A 26,000-nucleotide genomic window follows, 5' to 3' on the forward strand; every position below is an offset into this window, starting at 1 on the left:
AAGGCCGTGAACCCCGCTCGGGTTCACGGCCTTCGGCCTTCTGCTTGCCGACTCGGCACCGGACGGCCGCCGGGCGAACCCGGCGGCCTTCCCGCTCAGTGGAAGAAGTGCCGGGTCCCCGTGAAGTACATCGTCACGCCCGCTTTCTTCGCCGCCTCGACCACCAGCTCGTCGCGGACCGAACCGCCCGGCTGTGCCACGGCCTTGATGCCGGCCGCGGTCAGGATCTCCAGCCCGTCGGGGAAGGGGAAGAAGGCGTCGGAGGCCGCGTACGCGCCCCGGGCCCGCTCCTCGCCCGCGCGCTCGACGGCGAGCTTCGCGGAGTCGACGCGGTTGACCTGGCCCATGCCGACGCCGACCGAGGCCCCGTCCTTGGCGAGCAGGATCGCGTTGGACTTGACCGCGCGGCACGCCTTCCACGCGAAGGCGAGCTCACGGAGCTCGTCGGCGGAGAGCGCCTCACCCGTGGCGAGCGTCCAGTTGGCCGGGTCGTCGCCGTCGGCCTGGAGGCGGTCGGTCACCTGGAGCAGCGCGCCGCCGTCGATCGGCTTGACCTCGACCTCGGAGGACGGGGCGTCGGGGCAGCGCAGCACGCGGATGTTCTTCTTGCGGGCGAGCACCTCGACGGCGCCGTCCTCGTACGCCGGGGCGACGATGACCTCGGTGAAGATCTCCGCGACCTGCTCGGCCATGGCGACCGTCACCGGACGGTTGACGGCGATGACGCCGCCGAACGCCGACAGCGGGTCACAGGCGTGGGCGTTGCGGTGCGCCTCGGCGACGTCGTCGGCGATCGCGATGCCGCACGGGTTGGCGTGCTTGATGATCGCGACGCACGGCTCGGCGTGGTCGTACGCGGCCCGGCGCGCGGCGTCGGTGTCCGTGTAGTTGTTGTACGACATCTCCTTGCCGTGCAGCTGCTCCGCCTCGGCGAGGCCGCCTTCGCCGGAGGTGTAGAGCGCGGCGGGCTGGTGCGGGTTCTCGCCATAGCGCAGGACGTTCTTGCGCTCGTACGTCGCACCGGTGAAGTCGGGGAAGCCCGAGTCGTCGGCTGCGGCGTAGTCGGCGGCGAACCAGGAGGCGACGGCCACGTCGTACGCGGCGGTGTGCTGGAAGGCCTCGGCGGCGAGCCGCTTGCGGGCGGTCAGGTCGAAGCCGCCCGCCTTGACGGCGGCGAGGACGTCGGCGTAGCGCTCGGGGCTGGTGACGACGGCGACCGACGGGTGGTTCTTGGCGGCGGCGCGGACCATCGACGGGCCGCCGATGTCGATCTGCTCCACGCACTCGTCGTCGGAGGCGCCGGAGGCGACGGTCGCCTTGAACGGGTAGAGGTTGACGACCACCAGGTCGAACGGCTCCACGCCGAGCTCGGCGAGCTGCTCGCGGTGGGCGTCCAGGCGCAGGTCGGCCAGGATGCCGGCGTGGACGCGCGGGTGCAGCGTCTTGACGCGGCCGTCGAGGCACTCGGGGAAGCCGGTGAGCTCCTCGACCTTGGTAACGGGCACTCCGGCGGCTGCGATCTTCCCGGCGGTGGAGCCGGTGGAGACCAGCTCGACACCCGCCTCGTGCAGACCGCGCGCGAGGTCTTCGAGCCCCGTCTTGTCGTAGACGCTGACCAGGGCGCGGCGGATGGGCTTATTCACCGACATGACCGAGATGAACCTTTCGTCCCTCAATGCGATAGCCGTCACGGGCGAGCCGCCCCACGGCCTCGACGAGCAGCTTGCGCTCGACTTCCTTGATGCGTTCGTGGAGGGCTGCTTCGCCCTCCGGGGTGTCCTCTTCGGTCACCTCGACCACGCCCTGCGCGATGATCGGACCGGTGTCGACGCCGTCGTCGACGAAGTGGACGGTGCACCCGGTGACCTTCACGCCGTACGCGAGCGCGTCGCGCACACCGTGGGCTCCGGGAAAGCTGGGGAGCAGGGCGGGGTGGGTGTTGATGAACCGGCCGCCGAACCCGGCGAGGAACTCCTTGCCCACGATCTTCATGAAGCCCGCGGACACGACGAGGTCGGGGCGGTGCTCGGCGGTGGCCGCGGCGAGTGCCGCGTCCCACTCCCCGCGCGTCGCGTGGTCCTTGACCCTGCACACGAAGGTGGGAATCCCGGCCCGCTCGGCCCGCTCCAGACCTGCGATGGAGTCGCGGTCCGCACCGACCGCGACGATCCGGGCGCCGTACCCCTCGGGGTCGTCGCCGATCGTGTCGAGCAGGGCTTGGAGGTTCGTACCGGAACCGGAGACCAGGACGACCAGACGGGCCGGTCCGGCGGAGGAGAGCGGGGAGGCCACGGCTGGGCCCTTTCTCGCGTGTGGAGCAGTTCGAAGCGGCCGCACCACCCGCCACATTGCGGGACCGGCGGCACGGCGGCCATGCTGTTTGTACGGTCGTACGAAAGAATCGCGCCCCTCGATACGGGGAACTCTACGAACGAGCCGACCGTCAGCAACGATACCGGCACCTCGGAAGGCCCTCGTCTGACGGGGGTGAGGGTCCGGTGACCGCCGGCCCGGCAGGGGCGGGGCGGTCCGGGTGGCAGCTGTCGGCCACCACGCCTGTACGCCCAGCTTCCGGCCCCTCCGCGCCGGAGGGTAGCGTCAGGGGACAGCGAACCGTCCGCCGGGCGGAAATGACGAGATGGGGAAGACGTTCACCATATGCCGGACCGACGCCGCCGCACCGCCTTTCGCCACCCGCTGCCCGAGCGGTCCTCACTGCTGATGCGGGAGCGCCAGTCCCCCACGCCGGGCCCTTCTTCCTCTTCCTCCTCCTCTTCCACTCCGCCCTCCTCCTCGCCGGACGGTTCCTCCGGATCGTCCGGTCCCGGCGACGACAACCCGTTCGCCCCGCCACCCGAGGACCGCCCCGATCAGCCGTGGCAGCCGCGCCACCCGGTCAACGGCGGCAAGAACGGTGAGGGCGACGGCGCCTCCGGGGACGCACCCGAGGGCGGCTCCTCCGACAATCGGCCCGTCTGGGGCAGCCAGTGGAGCAGCCACCAGCCGGGGCGCCAGAACGGCACCTTCGGCGGACAGCCCACCGGACCCGGCGGACCGAACGGCCAGGGCGGCGGACGGGGCGGCCCGGAGGGCTCCCGCGGCGGCCTGCGCTGGGACCCGACCGACCCGGTCCAGCGCCGGGCCCGCTACTCACTGCTCTCGGGCATGTGGGCCTTCTTCTTCGCGCTCTTCGACCTCCCGGAGATCGCGCTGCTGCTCGGCGCACTCGCCACCTACTGGTCGATCAGCGCGCTCCGGGCCAAGCCGAAGGAGCCGTCGGCTCCGGGAGCGGCCACCGGTCCGGCCGGGGCTCCCGGCGCGGGCGCCTCACCGGCACCGGCACCGATCACCGGATCCACTGCCGCGGCGGGCCCGCAGGGAACCAACTACCTCCAGCGCGGCAGCCGGCAGCAGACGACGGCCGCGGTCAGCGGCCTGGTGACGGCGCTGATCGCCCTGTCCATCGTCGCGACGACGTTCACCGTGCAGCTGGTCTACCGGGACTACTACACCTGTGTGAACGACTCCCTCACCAAGGCGGGGCAGCTGTCCTGCAACGACCTGCTCCCGAAGCCGCTGGAACCCTTCTTCGGCGTCAAGGAGTAGCGTCCTCGGGACCGGCCGGGCCGAGGGGCGCGGCCGGTCCGGACGCTGTGGAGTCCGTCGCCGGAGCGGTTTCTCCGGCTGCCGAGGGTGCTGCGGTTGCCGCTGGTGCCGCTGACCGGGCCGGCCGCGCGTCGGACGTCTTCGCGTGCCAGGGGTCGGTCGGCAGGAAGTCGTACGCCTCGAACGCGTCGTCCTCCTCGGCCTGACGGGGGCCGGCCGGGCGGGGCACTGACACGGGGGCCTCGGCCGTCCCGGGTTCCGCCGGCCGGGGGCCGCGCCTCGGCCACCACCTGCGCCAGGCCTTCCCGGCCTCCTCCTCCGCCTCGTCCCCGGGCTTCCGGGCCTCGTCCGTACCGTCCGGAACGACTCCCTCCGCCTCGGCCTCCTGCTGTTCGGCCGGTGTACGCCCACGGAGCCGCCAGGCCCGCAGCAGCAGCGCCACCGGTACGGCGAGCGCCGCCGTCCACACCAGGGCCGCCGCTCCCGTGAGCCACCAGACGGGTCCGAACCGTGCCAGCGCGTGCGTCCCGAGCGGCCCTCCGGCCGCGGCCGCCAGCAGGGCCGCGCCCATACCGCAGCCGACCGCCGCCAGCGCGGCGGTGAGCGCCGTCTCCCGCAGGCTCCACGCCTCCTCGCGCTCGCCGTGGGCGGGCGCCGCCCTTCGTACGGTGAACCAGGCGACCGTCAACGCGGCCGCGACCGGCACCGCGGCGGCCGCCCAGTTCAGGGGCGTCCCGGGCCCCTGGGCCGGCAGCGCGCCCAGCAGCGGGAAGTCCGGCAGCGACGGGCGCCCCTCGAAGGCGATCGGGGTGGCCGTGGACGCCGTACCGAGCGCGAATCCGGGGCCGAGCCCGTACGCGGCACCCCACACCGCGGCGTTCGGCACCAGCGCCAGCGCCAGCAGGAGCACCGCGAACCGCCCGGCCCAGTCGCCGGAGAGCCGCAGGAACGACTCCTGGACCGGTTCCGCGTGCCACACCAGCGCCGCCGCGGCCACCAGAGCTCCCCCGCCCAGCAGAACCGCCACCCCGGCCGCCGCGGACCGGCCCACCGCCTCCGCGCGCCGCGCGAACCGGGAGCGCGCCATCGCCTCGTGCAGCCGCACCGGCGCCCAGGAGGGGGGCGGCCCGAGCGGGCGCCCCGAGGCCGTCCACACCCCGGCGGCCGCCGCGCCCGCCACCACGAGGACCGACGGGAACAGCAGGGACAGCGGCCGCGCGGCAAGCGACGAGTCCCGGGCGTAAAGCGCGACCGCCGCCCCGACCAGCAGATATCCCCCCGTCACCAGGGCGAACGCGCCACCGGCCGAGGGAGCACCGCGCCCCTCCTCCGGCTCCAGCACATCCCTGGCGGCGCGGTGCACCAGCCAGACCGGCAGGACGGTGAGGAGCAGCGGAACGACGCCGACGGGAGCCGGGGCCCCGGTCAGCGTGTCGGTCCTGATGAGTTCGGCGCCGTGCGCGAGCAGCCAGAGACCCGCCGCCGCGTGGACGGCCTCGCCCGGGCCGCTGTCGGGTGCCGGGGAACTGATCCAGAGCACCACGACGAGCACGGCGACGGAGCCCAGCCCCAGCCCCGCCGCGACGGCGCCGCGCAGCAGCGCCCGCGCCTGCACGGCGGACCGCCCATGCTCTGGCGACAACGACGGGCCGCGTTCGGTCATTTGGGTCACGCCGCCATGCTCCCAACGACACGCGCTTATTCCGTGTAACGGGCGAACGGCCGTTGTGTCGCTCAATATACGTTTATGTACTTTTTCACCCAGTGCAGGCCGGGCGGGGAGCCCTCATGACGCAGAGCACGACCGGCACGGCGGCTGCCCATCCGCTCCCCTCGCCCAAGGAGCGGCGCAGGCTGCGGGAGGCGAAGTCACTGAGTGAGGAGCAGGTCGCGGCTGCCGTGGGCGTCACCCGGGCCACGGTCCGGGCCTGGGAGACGGGCCGCACCAGCCCGCGCGGACGCAAGCGCGAGGCGTACGCGCGACTGATCGGAACCGGTGTCACGCGGTCAACCTCACGCCCCTCCACCGTCAAGCCGGCCACTCCGAACAACCGGTCGAGGGCCGCCGCCGCACGGCGGGCCCGGTCGGCCGAGGCCGCGAAGGCGGCCGGGAACGGGGCGTCGACGAGTACGGGGTCTTCGGCTCCGAAATCCGCCGGGCCGGCCGCGACGCCGCCCCCGAAGACCCGTCAGCCGACCCCCGTCGAAGCCACCGGGAGCGACGCCATGGATCCGACCGAGCCCGGCACCACCGCACCCGCGGCGACTGCCTCAGTCACAGAAGCCGACGGGGCCGACGGGGCCGGGCCCTCGCCCGCCGAGGCGTTCGACGCGCTGTACCGGCACACCGCCGCCGCGCTCTACCGCCAGACCTATCTGCTGACCGGCCGCCGCGCCCTCTCCCGGGAGGCTGTCGGCAAGGCCTTCGAGCAGGCCTGGCAGCGCTGGCCGGAGGTCGCCGTGGACCGCGACCCGGTGGGCTGGGTGCGGGCGGCCGCCTACGAGTACGCGATGTCGCCGTGGCACCGGCTGCGCCGCGAGCACCGCCGCCCCGACCCGCCGCCCGAGGCGCCCGGCCCGCGCGCCCTGCTCGAAGCGCTGCTGGCCCTGCCCCCCTCGTACCGCCGCACCCTACTGCTGCACGACGGGGTCGGCCTGGGGCTGCCGGAGACCGCGGCGGAGACCGAGGCGAGCACTCCGGCGGCGGCCGGGCGACTGGTGAACGCCCGGGCCGCAGTCGCCGAGCAGCTGCCCGAGCTCGCCGATCCCCCGGCACCGGACGGGCGGTCCGCGCTGCTGCGCGAACACCTCGGCGCACTCGCCCTCGCCCAGCCCACGTCCTCGCTCCCCGTTCCGGATCTGATCCGTACGGGCAGCGAGCGCAAGGCGCAGCTGTGGACCCGGGCGGCCATCGCGTTCACTGTGCTGCTGATCGGGCTGACGCTGATCACCCTGGCGACGGCTCCGACCCGGTACGAGACGCCCCGGTCGCCCGCACAGAGGGTCGAGGGGGTACCTCCGCTCGGCGGTCCGCAGAAGCTGACACCGCAGGACAAGAAGCTTCAGAAGAAGCTCGGCAGCGAACTGGGGCGCGGTCCGGGCCGGCTGGTCCCCCGGGCCGGCTGATCCCCGGGCCGACTGATCCCCGGGCCGGCTGATCCGGCGCACCCCTGCGGCGGACCCGGCACACAAAGACGCGGGCCCGTACCCCCGATCGGGGTACGGGCCCGCGTCTTCGTGCGGTGACGCGTTCCTGCGGTGGTGCTCCGACGCGGTGAGGCGTCAGGCGCCGAGGATCTCGCGAGCCAGCTTGGCGGTCTCGGTCGGCGTCTTGCCGACCTTGACGCCGGCGGCCTCAAGGGCCTCCTTCTTCGCCTGCGCGGTGCCGGAGGAGCCGGAGACGATGGCGCCGGCGTGGCCCATGGTCTTGCCCTCGGGGGCGGTGAAGCCCGCGACGTAACCGACGACCGGCTTGGTGACGTTCTTCGCGATGAAGTCCGCCGCACGCTCCTCGGCGTCGCCGCCGATCTCGCCGATCATGACGATCAGGTCGGTCTCGGGGTCGGCCTCGAACGCCGCGAGGGCGTCGATGTGCGTCGTACCGATGACCGGGTCGCCACCGATGCCGACGGCGGACGAGAAGCCGATGTCACGGAGCTCGTACATCATCTGGTAAGTCAGCGTGCCGGACTTCGACACGAGACCGATGCGGCCGGGCTTGGTGATGTCGCCCGGGATGATGCCGGCGTTGGACTGGCCGGGGGTGATGAGACCCGGGCAGTTCGGGCCGATGATCCGGGTCTTGTTGCCCTTCGCGCCGGCGTACGCCCAGAAGGCGGCCGAGTCGTGAACGGCGATGCCCTCGGTGATCACGACGGCGAGCGGGATCTCGGCGTCGATCGCCTCGATGACGGCGGCCTTCGAGAAGGCCGGCGGCACGAAGAGGACGGACACGTTCGCGCCGGTCTTCTCCATCGCCTCGGCGACGGAGCCGAAGACCGGTACCTCGGTGCCGTCGAAGTCGACGGTCGTGCCGGCCTTGCGCGGGTTCACGCCGCCGACGATGTTGGTGCCGTCGGCGAGCATGAGCTTGGTGTGCTTCATGCCCGTCGAGCCGGTCATCCCCTGGACGATGACCTTGCTGTCCTTGGTGAGGAAGATAGCCATGGTGGTCTGAGTCCCTCTTCCTTACTTCGCAGCCGCGGCGAGCTCGGCGGCCTTGTCGGCCGCGCCGTCCATGGTGTCCACGCGCTGAACGAGCGGGTGGTTGGCGTCGGAAAGGATCTTGCGACCCAGCTCCGCGTTGTTGCCGTCAAGGCGCACGACGAGCGGCTTGGTGACCGCTTCGCCCTTGGTCTTGAGCAGCTCCAGCGCCTGGACGATGCCGTTGGCGACCTCGTCACAGGCGGTGATGCCACCGAAGACGTTGACGAACACGGACTTGACGTCCGGGTCGCCGAGGATGATCTCCAGGCCGTTCGCCATGACCTCTGCGGAGGCGCCGCCACCGATGTCGAGGAAGTTGGCGGGCTTCACGTTGCCGTGGTTCTCACCGGCGTACGCGACGACGTCCAGGGTCGACATGACCAGACCGGCACCGTTACCGATGATGCCGACCTCGCCGTCGAGCTTGACGTAGTTGAGGTTCTTGGCCTTGGCGGCAGCCTCGAGCGGGTTGGCTGCGGCCTTGTCCTCGAGCGCCTCGTGACCCGGCTGACGGAAGTCGGCGTTCTCGTCGAGAGACACCTTTCCGTCCAGCGCCAGGATGCGGCCGTCCTTGGTCTTCACCAGCGGGTTGACCTCGACGAGGAGGGCGTCCTCGGCGACGAAGGTGTCCCACAGGGTCACCATGGCCTCGGCGACACCCTCGGCCACGTCGGCCGGGAACTTCGCCTGGGCCACGATCTCGCGGGCCTTGACGATGTCGACGCCGTCGACGGCGTTGACCGGGACCTTCGCGAGGGCCTCGGGGGTCTTCTCCGCGACCTCCTCGATGTCCATGCCACCCTGCACCGAGGCCATGGCCAGGAAGGTGCGGTTGGTGCGGTCGAGGAGGTACGAGACGTAGTACTCCGCCTCGATCTCCGGGGACAGCTCGGCGATCATCACCTTGTGGACCGTGTGGCCCTTGATGTCCATGCCGAGGATGTCGGTCGCCCGGGCGACCGCCTCGTCGGGGTTGGCGGCCAGCTTCACGCCACCGGCCTTGCCGCGGCCACCGACCTTCACCTGTGCCTTGACGACAGACTTGCCGCCCAGCCGCTCGGTCGCCTCGCGGGCTGCCTCAGGCGTCTCGATCACTTCACCGGCCAGCACCGGTACACCGTGCTTGGCGAAGAGGTCCCTCGCCTGGTACTCGAACAGGTCCACGCGCGTCCGTCCCTTATCAAATGGTCTCGCGGTTGGTTTTCTGCGTGGGCGTGCCGCGAGGGGCAACGTGACTGCTCTGTCACAAGGAAGGCGCACACGGTGACCGAATACGCGGCATGTCCGTCTCGCAGGTTATCCCCGAGCCCCGCAGGACCCTAAATCGCAGATCACACCTGGGCGGTGATTACGGTCACAGATCACGCTGGTGGCCGGGTCGCAGTGGACAAAACGGCACGGGCGCGAGGGCAGGACGGCACGGGAGCGAGGGCAGAACGGCCGAACCCGGACGGTCGGCCGAACGCGGACCGGCGGTCCTCTCAGATCCCGTGGGGCTCCTTGTCCGGTATGGGCAGGGGCCGCTTCTCGATGGCGGCCGCCATCACGTCCGGGAAGAGGTCCGGCGTACAGGCGAAGGCGGGAGCACCCAGCGCGGAGAGCGCCGCCGCGTGGTCACGGTCGTAGGCGGGCGCGCCCTCGTCGGAAAGGGCGAGCAGGGTCACGAACTGGACTCCGGACGCCTTCATCGCGGCGACCCGCTTCAGCATCTCGTTGCGGATACCGCCCTCGTAGAGGTCGCTGATGAGCACGACGACCGTGTCCGCGGGGCGGGTGATCCTGGACTGGCAGTAGGCCAGCGCCCGGTTGATGTCGGTGCCGCCGCCGAGCTGGGTGCCGAAGAGCACGTCGACGGGGTCGTCGAGCTGGTCGGTGAGGTCGACGACCGCCGTGTCGAAGACGACGAGTCTGGTCTGCAGCGAGCGCATCGAGGCAAGGACGGCGCCGAAGACCGAGGCGTACACGACGGAGGCCGCCATCGAGCCCGACTGGTCGATGCAGAGAATGACGTCCTTCTTCACGGACTGCGCGGCCCGCCCGTAGCCGATGAGCCGCTCGGGGACAATCGTGCCTGCCCCGGCCTCGCCGGGGAGGGTCAGGTAGTTCTTGAGGTTGGCCCGGATGGTGCGGTCCCAGTCGATGTCGTGGTGCCGGGGTCGCGTGACCTTCGCCGACCGGTCCAGGGCGCCCGTGAGCGTGGCCCGGGTCCGCGTGGAGAGCTGCTTCTCCAGTTTCTCGACGACCTTGCGCACGACGGCTCTTGCCGTCTCCTTCGTCGTCTCGGGCATGGCCTTGTTGAGCGAGAGCAGGGTGCCGACAAGATGGACGTCCGCCTCGACGGCCTCCAGCATCTCCGGTTCCAGCAGGAGCGCGGACAGGCCGAGCCGCTCGATGGCGTCACGCTGCATGACCTGGACGACGGACGTGGGGAAGTACGTACGGATGTCGCCGAGCCAGCGGGCCACGGACGGGGCGGAGGCCCCGAGCCCGGCCGATCGCCCGCTGCCGCCCCTGCCTCCGGGCCGGCCACCGCTCTCGTACAGCGCGGTCAGCGCGCCGTCCATCGCGGCATCGCGGCCGGTGAGGGTGCATCCGGTGCTCTCCGCACTGTCCGCACCCAGCACCAGGCGCCACCGCCGCAGCCGTTCCCCGTCGTTCGGGGGGACCTGTGGCGTTGCCGTTGTTGTCGCTGCCGCGTCTGCTGTCGCTGCCACGTCCACCGCGTCCGTGCCGATTCCTGTCGTCATCCCGTTGCCCCCAGCCGTTCCTCGTGGTTGTCGGGTGTCTCGGCCGTCGGCTCGATCGCCCTCTCCGCCGTCCTCTCCGCCGTCGGCCCGGTCGTCGGCTCGGTCGTCGGCCCGGTCGTCGGCTCGGTCGTCGGCTCGGTCGTCCTCTCCGCCGTCGGCTCGATGTCCAGGCCCAGCAGCAGGCGCAGCACCGGCACCACCGCGTCCGCGCGCGACCCGTCGAGGACGGGTCCGAATCCGGGTGCCGTGGACTCGCGGCCCGGAACCGCTCCGGTTGCCTGGGCCGCGCCGACGGACGGGCCTCGCCGGACGAGTTCGCCCAGCGTGCGCCGCACGCCCGACTCGTACGCCGAGAAGGTGCGGCGCAGCAGGGGCAGCACATCGGTGAAGGTGTCCGCGGGGACGCCGGTGAGCCAGGAGTCGACCAGAGCGAGCAGCCGCTCGTCGTGGACCAGGAGCATGCCGCCGCCTGCCGCGCCGCCGACGAAGCCCTCGATCCATGCGGCGGCGTCGGCCGGGGGTGTGCCGGGTGACAGGGCGAGGCCCATCAGCCGGGCGGCTTCGTCCTGTGCGAGGTGTCCGTCGTCGAGCAGCAGCCGGGCGGCCCGGCCCCGGATCACGCCGGCGACCGCGTCACGAACGGCCAGTCGGCGCAGCACGGTTCTCCAGCGCTCGCGCAGCCCGTCCGCGTTCGCCGGCACGGCCCCGGCGAGCAGTCCGATCGCCGTGTGGACGCCGTCCACCTGACGGCGCAGTGCGGCGGCCCCGTCCGCGTCGAGTCCGGTGCAGGCGGGCGGCAGTCCGATGCAGATCCGCTCCGCGAGCCCGGCCGCCACCTCCCCGAGCGCGGCGGTGTCCGTGGCGCGGACGTCCCCGTAGCGCAGGGTGCGGGCCAGGGCCGGCAGGGCGTCGGCGAGGTGGCCGACGTCGGTGTCGAGCGCTGCGCGGTCGGCGAGGACCCGCATCACGACGGGGAGCGCCTCGGGCAGTCCGGCGAGCAGGCACCGCTCGGCGAGGCCGGTCACCTCGGAGAGCGCGGTGGCCCCGAGGGCGTCCGCCTCGGCCCGTGAGGTGGCGGCGGAGAGCACGGTGGTGCCCCAGACGCCCGCCTCCGCGACCCGTACGTACAGCTCGGGCTCCCAGTGCAGCCGCCAGCTCTCCCGGAAGGTGCCGGTGCTCCCCCGGCCGGTGGCGGGTTCGCCCCAGCCGATGCCGAGGAGGCGCAGCCGGTGCAGGAGCCGGCTGCGTGCCGCGTCGGTGTCCTTGCGGAGGTCGAGCTCCAACTCCCTTTCGGCGGCTTCCGGTTTGAGGCGGAGGGTGCGCTGCTGCCGGTTCAGGTCGCGCTGCAGCGGAACGGCGGGGGCGGTGTCCGGCACTTCTCCGAGTGTCACGCCGACGATCAGCCGGTCCCGGACGAGGGCGAGCGGTACGTCCGAGCCCTCGCACATCACGGCGCGGACGGCGTCCGTGGTCTCGCTCAGTCCGGCGAGCGGCCGGCCCCGCATGGCGGCGAGGGTGTCGGCGAGCCGGACCGCCTCGATGACATGGGCGGAGGACACGAACCGGTCCTCGTCGCGCAGCAGTCCGGCGACCTTGGTCATCCAGCGTGCGACGGGGCGGTCCGGGGCGGTGAAGAGGTGCTCGTACCAGCCGGGCGAGTCGATCCCGGCCCCGTATCCGCTGTGCCGGGCGAGCCGCTGATGGGTCCAGGGCACCCAGGTCAGCTCGGCCTTGACCTTGGGGAGGCCCTTGAGGAGGGCCCGGTCGGCGGTCTGTGTCGTCCTCGCTTCGAGCGCGGGAACATGCCAGGCACCGCAGACCACGGCGAAGGCCCCGCCGAACTCCTTGCGGGCGGCGCGGAGCTGGATGCGCATGTACGCCTCCCGGACCGCGTCCCTCGGGTGTCCGCCGTCCCCGTACACCTCGCGCAGGGCGGTCATCGCCTCGCCGAGCGCGGCGAAGGCCGCCGTCGGGTCGTCGGCGGCTGCGGCACCGGGCACGCCGGAGCCGCCGGGGACGCGGTGTTCGACGACGTCCTCCCACCAGCGCTCGGGGTCGTCGTAGCCCGCCGTCTCGGCCAGCACCCGGATCGGGTCGACGGGAGCGGGCCGGGGCTCGTCGTCCCGCTCTGCGCCTTCGGCCTGCCGGCTATCCCGCTCCCCCTCCTCCGCCATGGCCAGCGAGTGCGCCGCGGGCAGGTCGATGAAGCGGACCGGGACGCCGTGTGCCAGGGCCCAGCGGATCGCGACCCATTCGGGCGAGAACGCGGCGAGCGGCCAGAACGCGGCCCGTCCCGGGTCGTCCACCGCGTGGGCGAGCAGCGCGACGGGCGGCCGCATCTGCTCGTCGGCGGCGAGCGGCAGCAGCGCGTCACCCTCGGGCGGCCCCTCGATGAGCACCGCCTGCGGACGCGCCGCGTCGAGAGCGGCACGGACGGCGCGGGCGGAACCCGGGCCGTGGTGCCGCACCCCGAGCAGCAGCGGCCCCGACGGGCGCGCGCCCGTCATGCCGAGACCTCACGGCAGGCGCGGTAGAAGTCCTTCCAGCCGTCCCGCTCGCGCACCACGGTCTCCAGATACTCCTGCCAGACCACGCGGTCGGCAGCCGGATCGCGGACGACCGCGCCGAGGATACCTGCGGCCACGTCCCCGGGACGGAGTACGCCGTCGCCGAAGTGGGCGGCGAGCGCGAGGCCGTTGGTGACGACGGAGATGGCCTCGGCGGTGGACAGCGTCCCCGAGGGGGACTTGAGCTTGGTCCGGCCGTCGGTGGTGACCCCGTCGCGCAGTTCGCGGAAGACCGTGACCACCCGCCGGATCTCCGCGAGGCCGTCGGGCGCGGGCGGCAGGTCGAGCGAGCGCCCGACCTGGTCGACGCGGCGCGAGACGATGTCGACCTCCGCCTCGGGGGTGGCGGGCAGCGGCAGCACCACGGTGTTGAAGCGGCGGCGCAGCGCGCTGGACAGTTCGTTGACCCCGCGGTCGCGGTCGTTGGCCGTGGCGATGACGTTGAAGCCGCGGACGGCCTGGACCTCCTGGCCCAGTTCGGGCAGCGGCAGGGTCTTCTCCGACAGGATCGTGATCAGCGAGTCCTGCACATCGGCGGGGATGCGGGTGAGCTCCTCGATCCTGGCGGTCATGCCCTCGGACATGGCGCGCATCAGAGGGCTGGGCACCAGGGCGTCACGGCTGGGGCCGTGTGCGAGCAGCTGGGCGTAGTTCCATCCGTAGCGGACGGCCTCCTCCGGTGTGCCCGCCGTGCCCTGGACGAGGAGCGTCGAGTCGCCGCTGACGGCGGCCGCGAGGTGCTCGGACACCCAGGTCTTGGCGGTGCCGGGGACACCGAGGAGCAGCAGCGCCCGGTCGGTGGCGAGCGTGGTGACGGCGACCTCCACGAGGCGGCGCGGGCCCACGTACTTGGGTGTGATCACCGTGCCGTCGGGCAGGGCACCGCCGAGCAGATATGTGGCGACGGCCCACGGCGACAGCCGCCAACGCTCGGGCCGCGGACGGTCGTCGGCGGCGGCAAGTGCCTTCAGCTCGTCGGCGAAGGCGTCCTCGGCATGCGGGCGCAGGACTTCGGCGTTGACGGCTGCGGTGGTCGCGATGGCTGCGGTGGTTGCGGTGGTTGCGGACACGGTCATGGATCCCCCTCCAGATCGGTCGACCTGATGTGGTTCCCACGGTGCACCATGGCACTGACAATCGACCTTCCCGCAGGTCAGGGCCAGTTGTCAGTGGCGCGGCCTACCGTCGTTCCCATGCTGCTGACTGACGGGGGAGAACCCTTGGGCGCCGCTGCTCCGGCGGCGCGCCGAACGGTGGAGCAGGTCCTGGCCCTGGCTCCTGACGACGCTTCACGCAAGGCGGGGAACAAGCTGGCTTCGGCCGGTTGGTGGTCGGACACCGGAGAGGACGCCTCGGGTGCGGTCTGGGGGCTGTGCCGGGGCAGCGGGAGCAAGCCGTACCGGACAGTGATAGACGCCGCCGGGCCCGCGTACAAGTGCAGTTGCCCCAGCCGCAAGTTCCCGTGCAAGCACGCGCTGGGCCTGCTGCTGCTCCTCGCGTCCGACGGATCGGCGCCGCCCGCCGGCGATCCGCCCGACTGGGCAGACGAATGGCTGGCGGGCCGTCGCGCCCGCGCCGAGGTCAAGGAGAAGGCGGCGGGCAGCGGTCCGGCGGATCCCGAGGCCGCCCGGCGCCGTGCCGAGCGCCGGGCCGAGCGGATCGACGGCGGCGCGCAGGAGCTGGAGCAGCGCCTGACCGACCTGCTGCGCGGCGGGCTGGCCGCAGCCGAACAGTCGGGATACGGGCTGTGGGAGGAGACGGCCGCCCGCATGGTCGACGCACAGGCGCCCGGTCTGGCGGGCCGGGTGCGGGAGTTGGGGGCGATCGCGGCCTCCGGTCCCGGCTGGCCGGTGCGGCTGCTGGAGGAGTGCGCGCTGCTGCATCTGCTGGACACGGCGTGGCTGGGTATCGACCGGCTCCCGCGGCCGCTCGCGGCAACGGTCCGCACCCGGGTGGGCCTGGCGGCCACCGCGGAGGGGCCGCCGGTCCGCGACCACTGGCTGGTCCTCGCGCAGTACGACACACCCGAGGGAAAGATCGTCACGCGCCGCATCTGGCTGTACGGCAGAGATTCGGGCCGCACCGCGCTGCTGCTGTCCTTCGGCGCCGCCGGGCGCTCCCCCGGACAGGCACTCCCGGTGGGCGTGACCCTCGAAGCCGAGGTCACACCCTATGGGGGAGCCGGGCAGCTACGGGCGGAGCTGGGCCCGCAGTTCGGCCTGCCCGTGCCGACCGGATCACCGCCTCCGGGTGTTCCGGTCACCGGGGCGATCGCCGCGTACGGCAAGGCGCTGAGCGACGACCCGTGGCTGGACTCCTGGCCGGTGACGCTGCGCCATGTCATACCCGTGCCGTCCGCGGACGGCTGGCAACTGGCGGACGCGGAGGGCGATGCGGCCCTGCCCGTCGCCGCCGCCGCGCTGTCCCGGCCCGCGCTGTGGAAGCTCGTCGCGCTCTCCGGCGGGCGCCCGCTCACCGTCTTCGGGGAGTGCGGTCACCGCGGCTTCGACCCGCTCGCCGCCTGGCCGGCCGGAGGCGAGGGCGGCGACGCCGCGACGCCGGATCCGTCGTCGCGCGCCGCCACGACCGTGCCGCTCATCTGACCCGAGGAGGAGGAGCGCGATGACCCGCACCACCACGACCACGACCATCCCTACGCCCACACCCACAAGCGCGACCGCGCCCAGGTCCGGTGCTTCACCCACCGCACCCGCCGGAGGGCCCGTGCCCCCACCGTGGGAGGAACTCGTCACCTCGGCGCTGCTCGGCACGGACCGCCGCCCGCCCGGGACGCCGTCCGGCACCGGGCCGGACGGCGCGGCGGCCGCACTGCTGGACGCCGCCGCGCTGCACACCGTGCGGCGCCGTGCGGGCCTGCTGCCCGCCCCCGCCGCGCCCCGGCCCGATCCCGCGCCCGCCGACCCGCGCCCGGCGTTGCCGGAGGCCGCCCGGAGCCGGCTGACGCAGCTGCTCGCGGACCGGGCGGCGCCGAACGGTTCGGGCGGCAGGCGCGGCACGGCCCCCGACCTCATGGAGTTGCTCCCGCAGTGGCTCGCCACCGCCAATCTGCACGGGTACCGGGCGCCGGACGCCGCGTTGCCGCCTCTGCTGGACGCGGCCAGGGCACGAACCGATCTGCGGCCCCAGGCCCTGGCGTTCGCCGGACTGCGCGGCCTGTGGCTTGCCGGGCTGAACCCCGAGTGGAAGTTCGCGCTGCGCGGCGCGTCCGGCAGTGCGCTGCTGCCCGAGGTGACGGACCGGCAGGCGGTGGACCGGCTCTGGGAGGAGGGCCTGTTCGCCGAACGCGTCGCTCTGCTGTCCGCCGTACGGGCGCACGACGCGGACGCCGCGCTCGCCCTGCTCGCCACCACCTGGTCCACGGAGCGGGCCGAGGACCGGCTGATGTTCATCGACTCGCTGCGCACCGGTCTGTCCGGAACGGATGAGGAGTTCCTGGAGCAGGCCCTCGCCGACCGCAGCCGCAATGTGCGCGCCACGGCCGCCGAGCTGCTGTCCGCGCTCCCCGAATCGGCGCTGGCCCACCGGATGGCGGCCCGCGCCCTGTCCTGCGTGAGCCCCGGCCTCACCGGCACAGGACCGTCCGTGGCCGTGGAGGCCCCGCACGAATGCGATGCGGCGATGCAACGGGACGGGGTGGTGGCGCTCCCGCCGTCCGGGCGGGGCGAACGGTCGTGGTGGCTGGGCCAGCTGGTGGAGTCGTCCCCGCTGTCGGTGTGGCCGACACGGTTCGGCGGCCGCGGCGCCCGGGAGATCGTCGCGCTGCCCGTGGCCGACGGCTGGAGCGAGGAACTGCACGCCGCCTGGTGCCGGGCGGCGGTGCGCCAGCGCGATCCCGAATGGGCGCGGGCACTGCTCGGCGCCCCCTCCGTACCTCCGTCGAACGGCCCCGGTACGGCGTCGCTCGCCGAGCGGTCGAAGCTCCTGGCTGTTCTGCCCGCCGCCGAACGGGCCGACTGGGTGGCCGGGTTCATCGCGGCCCACGGCCTGTCGGAGGCGTTCCAGCTGCTGGGGGTCTGCCCGACACCGTGGGCGGAGCCGCTCGGGCGGTCCGTCGTGGACGCCCTCGACATCGCCCGGGACGCGGGCAGCTACCCCTGGAGCTTCAGCGGGGTGATGGGCCTCGCCGAGCGCTGCCTGAACCCTGCCGAGGCGGACCGGCTGGAGGTCCTCACCACGACACCCGACGAGCCGGCTGACGCCTCACCGGGTGCGAACGGCTACTGGTCCGAGGCGTTCCAGCGCCTGGTCTCCACCTTGCGGCTGCGCGCGGCGATGGACCTGGAGCTCAGACCGGGCCACCGCCTCTGAGGGGCCGCCGCCTCCGACCGGGCCACACCTCCGTCCGGCCGCTGCCTCCGTCCCGGCCGCAGCCTCTGAAACAGCGGGCGGTGTGCGGTGCGGTGCCCGGCCCGGGGGGGGCGAGCACCACACCGCACACCGCCGCAGCCCTTGGACCGCAGCCGTCGGTCTCGGACTCGGGCTCAGGCCTCCGCCGGCTGGCGGACGTTCGCGTTGACCCAGTCGACGATCGCGACCGTCGTCGCGCCCGGCGTGAAGATCTCCGCGACGCCCTGCTCCTTCAGCGGTGCGATGTCCGCCTCCGGGATGATGCCGCCGCCGAAGACCTTGATGTCCGCCGCGTCGCGCTCCTTCAGCAGCTCGATCACCTTCGCGAAGAGCGTGTTGTGCGCGCCGGAGAGGATCGAGAGACCGATCGCGTCGGCATCCTCCTGGATCGCGGTGTCCACGATCTGCTCAGGCGTCTGGTGGAGCCCCGTGTAGATGACCTCCATACCCGCGTCACGCAGCGCCCGCGCGATCACCTTGGCCCCGCGGTCATGGCCGTCGAGGCCCGGCTTGGCCACCACCACACGGATTGGACCGGACACACCCATCACTGCCTCCACATGCGTCTCCCGTGCCCGAAGACCGGGGAATGTGAACGAACGTTATCGCCAGCATCCCGCAAGCCGCCGTTTCGCGGTGGACGGGGAGGGGGAAATCACACGTGGGACATGTTCACCGGGCACCGTTCCCGCAGCACGCGGCAGTCCTGCCGTGCGGGACCGGCCGCCAGGGGAGCCGCAACGAGGTCGCCGTACCACCGCGCCGTCAGCCGCACGGCACGGTGGTACGGCTCATCACCTGCCCGCCCTCCGGTCACCGAAGGTGATCCGAAGGGCACGGCGGGCGGCGAGTCCCGGACGGCGATCGGCCGGCCCGGGCCTCCGGCGCGGCGCCCCACGAGGGCATACGGGGCAGCGAGCCGCTCCTCCCCGGGTGCCGGAGCAGGAGGTCGACCATGAAGACCCTGCCTTTCCTTCCCCTTCTTCCCCTACTGCTGCGCCGGCTGTGCACGGGCACCACCTGGCTGCCGTCCACCCCGGTCCCGCCCACCCGGCTGTCCGCCGCCCTGCTGAAGGCCACCGCCCTTGAACTGGTGGTACTCGCGGGGCACGCGCTCCTGTATCCCACCGGCATCACCGGCGAGCGGCACCCCGAGGCCGGAACGGCGACAGGAACGACGGCCGACACGCCAGAACGAACCGGCCCGACGCCCGCACCCACGACCGGCCCGACGCCCGCGACCGCCCCCGCAGGGACCTCCGTCCTGCCCACCGCGCACCCCGACCGGCCGCCCGTCGTACTGCTGCACGGCTTCATCGACAACCGCTCCGTCTTCGTGCTGCTGCGCCGCTCACTGGCCCGGCACGGCTGGCACCATCTGGAGTCGCTCAACTACTCCCCGCTGACCTGTGACATCCGCACGGCTGCCGAGCTGCTCGGCCGGCACATCGAGGAGATCTGCAACCGCACCGGCCATCGCGAGGTCGACATCGTCGGGCACAGCCTCGGCGGCCTGATAGCGCGCTATTACGTCCAGCGGCTGGGCGGTGACCGACGGGTCCGCACCCTCGTCACCCTCGGTACGCCGCACGGCGGCACCTCCGCCGCCCCGCTGGCCGGCGCCCACCCCATCGTGCGCCAGATGCGCAGCGGTTCGGCGCCGATCGAGGAGCTGCGGCTGCCCGCACCCGGCTGCCGCACCCGGTTCGTCAGCTTCTGGAGCGAACTGGACCAGGTGATCACCCCCGTCGAGGCGGCCTGCATCGACCACCCGGACCTCGACGCGGTGAACGTACGGGTCAGCGGCGTCGGCCATCTCGCCCTGCCCGTGCACCCGGCCGTGGCCGCCGGCATCCGCGAGGCGCTCGATGCCCCCGCGCCGGCTCACGGGCCCCACGGGTCGGCCGACGCCACCTCCGTAGCCTGAATCCGGCATATTCCGGACGCGCCACCCCGCCCGGTCGACACTCCACGCAGCCCGGTCGACACTCCACCACGCCCACAAATAGAACGAGTTTCGAACATAGAGCCAAGGCTGTGTGAGCAGCCCGCCGAAAGGCGGCCGATTGCCCGTTTCCTGAGCGCCCGGAGGCCGTCGAAGATTGTCCGCGTCGCATACCGCCGGGTACAGTCGCGGCCACTGCTTCCCCCGGAGTCCCCACCGGACCCCGGACATACTGGTCCTGCTGCCGAGGCGAGAGAGAAGTTGGTGAACGACCAGCACCCCTACGCCGGGTACGCCGGATACGACGGCCACTCCACGGGCGGCTTCGACAGCGACCCGCTCTTCGGCTCCCTCCCCGGCGACTACGACGGCTCGTACGACACCACGACGGCCTACGCCGCCCCGTACGGCAGCGGCCAGGCCGACTACAGCGGGACGTACGACGCCTCCCAGTGGGACACGGGCGCACACCGCACGGCCGAGTACGGCCAATCCGCCGACTACACGGCCCACACCGCGCAGCCCCAGCAGCAGCACCCGTACGACGCCGCCCCGCAGTACGACACCGGCGCGACCTGGATCCCGGCAGACGTCGGCTACGGCCACACGATCCCGGCCCAGCACGGCGCCCCGGACTCCTCCGGCCAGTGGGACACCACCGCCTGGCACCGGAACGGCCAGTGGGCCGACACCGGAACAGCGGGATACGACACCGGTACGTACGACACCGGCGCATACGACGCCACCGCCTGGAACACCGGCGCCACGCCCGAGCACGAACATCAATCCGTGCACACCGCGACGGCACCGCACGCATCCGAACAGACGGCGCAGCATCCGTACGCGGCCAACGAGCCGTACCAGGCATACGAGCAGCAGCCCGCCCCCGAAACGACGTACGAGCACGAGACCACGTACGAGCAGCAGTCGGCCTCCCACGATCCGTACGAGCCCTACCGGACCGCCGAGTTCAGCCTCCCGAAGACGGGGACGGGGACGGGGACGGGGACGGATCCCGACGCAGAGGCCGGCGACAGCACCCACGCCGAGGCCGAAGATCACACCGGCGGCCACGAGTCCGCACCGGACGCCGTCCACCGCCCCGCAGGCCGCCCCGTCACCCGCGGCACCGGCGGCAACCGCAGCCGCAGGCGCTCCCCCGCGAAGCGTTCCGCACTCCTCACCGTCGCCGTTCCGTCCGCCTGCGTGATGAGCGTGGCGGGCATCGCCGCAGCCTCCGTGGGCGGAATGGGCGGCGGCGAGGAGAAGAAGGACGAGACCACGACGATGGCGGCCGCCGACCCCGGCACGGTCAAGCCCGTCGCGGCCAACAACGCGCTGGACACCCAGCTGGCCAACCTCAGCGCCGATGCGGAGAACTTCGCCGACCGCGCCAGCCGCACCCAGGAGCGCATCGACCTGAAGGAGCGGCAGGCCGCCGAGAAGAAGAAGCGCGCGGAGGAAGCCGCCCGCAAGGAGGCCCTGCGCCCCAAGTTCGTCATGCCGGTTAAGGATCACCGGCTCAGCGCGTACTTCGGCCAGGCGGGCGTCAACTGGATGTCCGTGCACACGGGCATCGACTTCCCCGTCGACTACGGCACGCCGGTGATGTCGGCGACCGACGGCACCGTTCGTACGCAGTTCAACACCGCCTACGGGAACATGGCCATCGTCACCGCGGCCGACGGCACCGAGACCTGGTACTGCCACCTCAGCAGCACCCGGATCCGCTCGGGCTCGGTCAAGGCCGGTGATGTCATCGCGTACTCCGGCGACTCCGGCAATTCGACCGGCCCGCACATGCACTTCGAGGTGCGGCCCGGCGGCGGCGCGGCCATCGACCCGCTGCCCTGGCTCCGCAGCCACAACGTCAACCCGAACTGACCGGCGGGCGGCCGCGGCCGCCCGCCGAAGTGGCCGGACAGCCCCAGAGGCTGTCCGGCGGATCAGGGCCCGACAGCCCCTAGAGCTTCTCGACCGGGGCGTACCGCAGCAGCAGCTTCTTCGGCCGTTCGTCCCCGAAGTCGACCGTGGCCTTGGCCTGGTCCCCGATGCCCTCGACCGCAGTCACCGTTCCCAGACCGAACTGGTCGTGGGTGACCCGGTCACCGGCCACCAGCGTGATCGTCGGCTTGTCCGAGGTCCGCCGGGTCGCGAAGCCCGAGGGGCCGGAGCGCGCGCGGGACGCGGAGAGCGACGAGGTGATCCCCGACGTCGGTCCGGCCGGCGCCGCCATCGGGCCCTTGCGCTTCCACTCCAGGTGCTGGTCCGGGATCTCCTCCAGGAACCGCGACGGCGGGTTGTACGAGGGCTGGCCCCAGGCGCTGCGCATCGCCGCCCGGGTGAGATAGAGCCGCTCACGGGCGCGGGTGATGCCGACGTAGGCCAGCCGGCGCTCCTCCTCCAGCTCCTTGACCTGGCCCAGCGCCCGCATGTGCGGGAAGACGCCGTCCTCCATGCCGGTCAGGAAGACCACGGGGAATTCGAGGCCCTTGGCGGTGTGCAGCGTCATCAGCGTGACGACACCGGAGCCGTCCTCGTCCTCGTCGGGGATCTGGTCGGCGTCGGCGACGAGCGCGACCTTCTCCAGGAACTCGGCGAGTGTGCCCGCGCCCTCCTCCTCCGCCCGCTCCTGCTCGAATTCGAGGGCGACGGAGGCAAGCTCCTGGAGGTTCTCGATGCGGGTCTCGTCCTGCGGATCGGTGGACGCCTGGAGCTCGGCGAGATAGCCGGTCCGCTCCATGACGGCCTCCACCACGACCGCCGGTCCGGCGCCGGACTCCACGACCGTGCGGAGCTCCTCCATCAGCGTGTTGAACCGCTTCACGGCGTTCGACGAGCGGGCCGCCATGCCGTACGCCTCGTCGACGCGGCGCAGCGCCTGCGGGAAGGAGATCTTCTCGCGCATCGACAGGGCGTCGATCATCGCCTCGGCCCGGTCGCCGATGCCCCGCTTGGGCACGTTGAGGATGCGGCGCAGCGGGACGGTGTCCTCGGGGTTGGAGAGGACCCGGAGGTAGGCCAGGACGTCCCTGACCTCCTTGCGCTCGTAGAAGCGCACCCCGCCGACGACCTTGTACGGCAGGCCGACGCGGATGAAGATCTCCTCGAAGACACGGGACTGCGCGTTCGTCCGGTAGAAGATCGCCACGTCGCCGGCCTTGGCGTCGCCCGCGTCGGTCAGCCGGTCGATCTCGTCGGCGACGAACTGCGCCTCGTCGTGCTCGGTGTCCGCGACGTATCCGGTGATCCGGGCGCCGGAGCCGGCGTTCGTCCAGAGGTTCTTCGGGCGGCGGCTCTCGTTGCGCTCGATGACCGCGTTGGCCGCGGACAGGATCGTCTGCGTGGAGCGGTAGTTCTGCTCCAGCATGATCGTGGTCGCGTTCGGATAGTCCTCCTCGAACTGGAGGATGTTGCGGATGGTCGCGCCGCGGAAGGCGTAGATCGACTGGTCCGCGTCACCCACGACGCACAGCTCGGCGGGGGCGTCCTCCGGACCGGCCGGGCCGACCAGCTCCCGTACGAGCGTGTACTGGGCGTGGTTGGTGTCCTGGTACTCGTCGACGAGGACGTGGCGGAAGCGGCGGCGGTAGTGCTCGGCGACATCGGGGAACGCCTGGAGCAGGTGCACCGTCGTCATGATGATGTCGTCGAAGTCCAGGGCGTTGGCCTCGCGCAGCCGGGACTGGTAGAGCGCGTAGGCCTGGGCGAGGGTCTTCTCGAAGCCGTCGGCGGCCTGTCCGGCGAAGGTCTCCTCGTCGATCAGCTCGTTCTTCAGGTTCGAGACCTTCGCCGTGAACGACTTCGGCGGGAAGCGCTTCGGGTCGAGGTCGAGATCGCGGCAGACCAGGGCCATGAGGCGCTTGGAGTCGGCGGCGTCGTAGATCGAGAACGAGGAGGTGAAGCTGAGCCGCTTCGACTCGCGGCGCAGGATCCGTACGCACGCGCTGTGGAAGGTCATGACCCACATGGCGTTGGCCCGCGGTCCGACGAGCTGCTCGACGCGCTCCTTCATCTCGCCGGCGGCCTTGTTGGTGAAGGTGATCGCCAGGATCTGGCCCGGGTGCACCCCGCGCTCGGCCAGCAGATGGGCGATGCGGTGGGTCAGCACGCGGGTCTTGCCCGAACCGGCACCGGCGACGATGAGCAGCGGGGACCCGGCGTGCACGACGGCTGCGCGCTGCTCGGTGTTCAGCCCGTCGAGCAGCGCGGCGGCGTCGATGACCGGGCGGTGGGCCCCGTCGCGGTAGTACGCGTCGCGGGGCGGCGGGGGCCCGTCGAACACGCCCGCGAAGAGGTCCTCCGGCACCGCTTCGGGTGCGGAGTCCTCGGGGGGCGGCGGGGGCCCTTCCTCCGTGTGCTGGAGGCCGGCCAGGAAACTGTCGTCAAAGAGGCTGCTCATCGCTGTCCGAGTCTAGGGCGCCGCACTGACACTCCGGGCCCGAGTGATGAAGCACGCACCGGCAGGCGGGCACACAGAGCGAGCAGGGGAACGCGCGGCGTGGGGGAAGCCCGGGTCCACCTGCCCCGCAGCACCCCAATTCGCCGAGGTCACGAAAATGTATCGGGCATATCGAACATCAACCTTCACAGCGGCACCATGAGTTGGCTAGCGTGCTCGTTCGGGCGGCCCGTACCCCCAGAGGCGATCCACGCCGAGCGGGCGTCCACGCCGAATCCGGGCTGCCCGTACGGGAGTCCGGAACCGGGGACCCACACGCAGCACCGGGGTGAATCGGTCCGAATCCCCCACCAGGACCGTAGGGCAGCCTTCCGTTCCGCCCGAACCCGACAGCTAACCCGGTAGGCGGTCCACGGAAGGAGATGCCGGCCTTGGCGTCGCATCGCAAACCGCGCACCCGGGTGCGCACTACCGGCCCGGCCGTCGGGATCACGACGGCCGCACTGGCGTCGGTGACCCTGCTGTCCACGCAGAGCGCACTCGCCGCCCCCGCACCCAAGCCGAGCATCGAGGACGTACAGAAGAAGGTCGACGACCTCTACCGGCAGGCCGGCACCGCGACCCAGCAGTACAACCAGGCGAAGGAGGCGACGACCAAGCAGCGCTCCAAGGTGGACACGCTGCTGGACGACGTCGCCCGGCGCACCGAGAAGCTGAACGAGGCCCGCAGGACGCTCGGCACCTACGCCGCCGACCAGTACCGCGGTGGCGCCCTCGCCCCGACCGCCACCTTCTTCCTGGCCGACGACCCGCAGTCGTTCTTCGACCAGACCCATCTCATGGACCGGATGACCTCGCGCCAGACGCAGGCGGTGTCGGACTTCCGTACGCAGCAGGTGAAGGCGTCCAAGCAGCGGGCCGAGGCCGTGGCGGGCCTGGAGACGCTCACCGAGTCGCAGGCGACGCTGCGCACCAGCAAGCAGAACGTCCAGACGAAGCTGTCCGAGGCCCGCAGCCTGCTGTCGAAGCTGACCGCCGAGGAGAAGGCGCGCCTGGCGGAGCTGGAGCGCAAGAAGGAGGCCGAGGCCAAGCGCAAGGCCGCGGAGCTGGCGAAGAAGCAGGCCGCCGCGAAGGCCGAGGCCGACCGCAAGGCCGACGAGGCCGCGGAGGCCGCCAAGGAGGCCGGCACCGGAAGCGGTACGGACACCGGAAGCGGGACCGGTACGGGCACCGGCACCGGCACCGGCACAGGTTCGGGTTCGGACACCGACGCCTCGACCAAGGCCGAGAAGGTCATGGCGTTCGCCAGGGCGCAGCTCGGCAAGCCCTACGTCTGGGGGGCGACCGGCCCGGCCTCGTACGACTGCTCGGGGCTCACCCAGGCGGCCTGGAAGGCGGCCGGCGTCGACATTCCGCGGACCACCTGGGACCAGGTGAACGTCGGCACCCGGGTCGCCACGGCTGATCTGCAGCCCGGGGACCTGGTCTTCTTCTACGACGACATCAGCCACGTCGGCATCTACAAGGGCGACGGCATGATGATCCACGCGCCGAAGCCGGGGGCGAACGTGCGCGAGGAGTCGATCTTCTACATGCCGATCTACGGGAGCGTGCGGCCGGGCTGACCTCTGCTCGCCCCCGTCGCGAAAACGCCGCTGCCCGGACCCCATGGGGTCCGGGCAGCGGCGTGAGCGAGGGCTCAGGTCCAGAGCGTGGCGATGAAGATGTTGACGATCGTCAGTCCGCCGACCGCGGCGAAGAGGCCCTTGTCGACCTTCTCCTCGTCGCGCTTGACGTAGACGAGCCCGAGGATCACGACCAGGATCAGCAGCTTGATGCCGATCTTGACGTTGTTCACGGGGTGGTCGTCGGCCTGGTCGAGCCCGACCAGCGCGATTCCGGTGACCAGCATGGTCAGAGCGCCGTGCAGCATGGCCGGGACGAACCGTGCCGTGCCCGCACTCATCGCCTTCATCTGGGTCAGGAAACCGCCCAGCAGGGAGGCGATGCCGATGATGTGCAGGGCGACGAAGACATCGATGAGTACACGCATGGCTCCGCAGCCTAGCCCCGGCCATATCAGCACTCCACGGCCGGGTGAGGCTTAGTGGCCACTTGACCGCATGATGCACCAATTGCCTGACTCTGGTGCAATTTTT

18 protein-coding genes and 1 riboswitch are annotated in these 26,000 nt (G+C 72.2%); of the genes, 7 read left to right on the plus strand and 11 right to left on the minus strand.

The genetic code is table 11. The annotated features are described in order from the left end of the window. Window positions 1-95: 95 nt before the first annotated feature. On the minus strand, window positions 96-1,649 hold the full coding sequence (gene purH / locus OG912_RS11760; RefSeq protein WP_327709315.1) for a bifunctional phosphoribosylaminoimidazolecarboxamide formyltransferase/IMP cyclohydrolase: 1,554 nt from the start codon (window positions 1,647-1,649) through the stop codon (window positions 96-98). Continuing rightward, a complete protein-coding gene (gene purN, locus OG912_RS11765; RefSeq protein ID WP_326738200.1) occupies window positions 1,636-2,292 on the minus strand; it encodes a phosphoribosylglycinamide formyltransferase in 657 nt (218 codons plus the stop codon). Before purN ends, purH begins: the two co-directional genes overlap by 14 nt. A 366-nt stretch (window positions 2,293-2,658) precedes the next feature. Between purN and OG912_RS11770 the strand changes: the two genes are divergently transcribed. Continuing rightward, window positions 2,659-3,606: a hypothetical protein gene (locus OG912_RS11770; RefSeq protein ID WP_327709316.1), complete on the plus strand. Its 948-nt coding sequence runs from the start codon at window positions 2,659-2,661 to the stop codon at window positions 3,604-3,606. On the opposite strand, the gene OG912_RS11775 is transcribed toward OG912_RS11770, so the two are convergent. Then, a complete protein-coding gene (locus OG912_RS11775) occupies window positions 3,596-5,269 on the minus strand; it encodes a cell division protein PerM (RefSeq protein ID WP_327713398.1) in 1,674 nt (557 codons plus the stop codon). The two genes, OG912_RS11770 and OG912_RS11775, sit on opposite strands and share 11 nt — an antisense overlap. Window positions 5,270-5,394: 125 nt before the next feature. Here OG912_RS11775 and OG912_RS11780 point away from each other — a divergent pair, with 125 nt between their 5' ends. Continuing rightward, window positions 5,395-6,732 (plus strand): helix-turn-helix domain-containing protein, encoded by a 1,338-nt coding sequence (locus tag OG912_RS11780; RefSeq protein ID WP_327709317.1) that lies wholly within the window; start codon window positions 5,395-5,397, stop codon window positions 6,730-6,732. A gap of 156 nt (window positions 6,733-6,888) precedes the next feature. Here the strand turns inward: OG912_RS11780 and sucD are convergent, their stop codons facing one another. From sucD to OG912_RS11805, 5 genes are all read right to left on the minus strand, one after another. Then, window positions 6,889-7,773, minus strand: a complete 885-nt coding sequence (gene sucD, locus OG912_RS11785) for a succinate--CoA ligase subunit alpha (RefSeq protein ID WP_327709318.1) — start codon at window positions 7,771-7,773, stop codon at window positions 6,889-6,891. Window positions 7,774-7,794: 21 nt separating this feature from the next. Continuing rightward, window positions 7,795-8,976, minus strand: coding sequence for an ADP-forming succinate--CoA ligase subunit beta (gene sucC / locus OG912_RS11790; RefSeq protein WP_326738196.1), 1,182 nt, complete (start codon window positions 8,974-8,976; stop codon window positions 7,795-7,797). Window positions 8,977-9,293: 317 nt separating this feature from the next. Then, on the minus strand, window positions 9,294-10,559 hold the full coding sequence (locus OG912_RS11795) for a vWA domain-containing protein (protein ID WP_327709319.1): 1,266 nt from the start codon (window positions 10,557-10,559) through the stop codon (window positions 9,294-9,296). Beyond that, window positions 10,556-13,066 carry a DUF5682 family protein gene (locus tag OG912_RS11800; RefSeq protein WP_327709320.1) on the minus strand — a complete coding sequence of 837 codons (2,511 nt, stop codon included), beginning with the start codon at window positions 13,064-13,066 and terminating at the stop codon, window positions 10,556-10,558. Before OG912_RS11800 ends, OG912_RS11795 begins: the two co-directional genes overlap by 4 nt. Continuing rightward, entirely contained in the window at window positions 13,063-14,202 is a 1,140-nt protein-coding gene (locus OG912_RS11805) for an ATP-binding protein (protein ID WP_327709321.1), read from the minus strand. The genes OG912_RS11800 and OG912_RS11805 overlap by 4 nt, the downstream gene beginning before the upstream one ends. 117 nt (window positions 14,203-14,319) lie before the next feature. Between OG912_RS11805 and OG912_RS11810 the strand changes: the two genes are divergently transcribed. Both OG912_RS11810 and OG912_RS11815 read left to right on the plus strand, forming a co-directional pair. Further along, window positions 14,320-15,729, plus strand: coding sequence for an SWIM zinc finger family protein (locus OG912_RS11810; RefSeq protein WP_327709322.1), 1,410 nt, complete (start codon window positions 14,320-14,322; stop codon window positions 15,727-15,729). Window positions 15,730-15,748: 19 nt separating this feature from the next. Beyond that, window positions 15,749-17,455: a DUF5691 domain-containing protein gene (locus OG912_RS11815; RefSeq protein ID WP_327709323.1), complete on the plus strand. Its 1,707-nt coding sequence runs from the start codon at window positions 15,749-15,751 to the stop codon at window positions 17,453-17,455. 173 nt (window positions 17,456-17,628) lie between these two features. On the opposite strand, the gene OG912_RS11820 is transcribed toward OG912_RS11815, so the two are convergent. Continuing rightward, complete coding sequence (locus OG912_RS11820; RefSeq protein WP_326738190.1) at window positions 17,629-18,042, minus strand: cobalamin B12-binding domain-containing protein; 414 nt, start codon at window positions 18,040-18,042, stop codon at window positions 17,629-17,631. 407 nt (window positions 18,043-18,449) lie between these two features. On the opposite strand from OG912_RS11820, the gene OG912_RS11825 reads away from it, so the two are divergent. Together OG912_RS11825 and OG912_RS11830 are read left to right on the plus strand one after the other, a co-directional pair. Continuing rightward, window positions 18,450-19,421: an esterase/lipase family protein gene (locus tag OG912_RS11825; protein ID WP_327709324.1), complete on the plus strand. Its 972-nt coding sequence runs from the start codon at window positions 18,450-18,452 to the stop codon at window positions 19,419-19,421. Between the two features lie 282 nt (window positions 19,422-19,703). Next, window positions 19,704-21,323 carry a M23 family metallopeptidase gene (locus tag OG912_RS11830; protein ID WP_327709325.1) on the plus strand — a complete coding sequence of 540 codons (1,620 nt, stop codon included), beginning with the start codon at window positions 19,704-19,706 and terminating at the stop codon, window positions 21,321-21,323. Window positions 21,324-21,402: 79 nt separating this feature from the next. Here OG912_RS11830 and pcrA read toward each other — a convergent pair whose 3' ends face one another. Beyond that, window positions 21,403-23,841, minus strand: coding sequence for a DNA helicase PcrA (gene pcrA, locus OG912_RS11835; RefSeq protein ID WP_327709326.1), 2,439 nt, complete (start codon window positions 23,839-23,841; stop codon window positions 21,403-21,405). Between the two features lie 258 nt (window positions 23,842-24,099). Then, window positions 24,100-24,265, plus strand: a riboswitch (cyclic di-AMP (ydaO/yuaA leader). Between pcrA and OG912_RS11840 the strand changes: the two genes are divergently transcribed. After that, window positions 24,264-25,466: a C40 family peptidase gene (locus OG912_RS11840; protein ID WP_327709327.1), complete on the plus strand. Its 1,203-nt coding sequence runs from the start codon at window positions 24,264-24,266 to the stop codon at window positions 25,464-25,466. (Overlaps the previous riboswitch by 2 nt.) 74 nt (window positions 25,467-25,540) lie before the next feature. On the opposite strand, the gene OG912_RS11845 is transcribed toward OG912_RS11840, so the two are convergent. After that, window positions 25,541-25,894, minus strand: coding sequence for a hypothetical protein (locus OG912_RS11845; protein WP_326738185.1), 354 nt, complete (start codon window positions 25,892-25,894; stop codon window positions 25,541-25,543). Between the last annotated feature and the right edge of the window lie 106 nt (window positions 25,895-26,000).

The sequence above is a fragment of the Streptomyces sp. NBC_00464 genome (genome assembly GCF_036013915.1).
Lineage (GTDB): Bacteria > Actinomycetota > Actinomycetes > Streptomycetales > Streptomycetaceae > Streptomyces.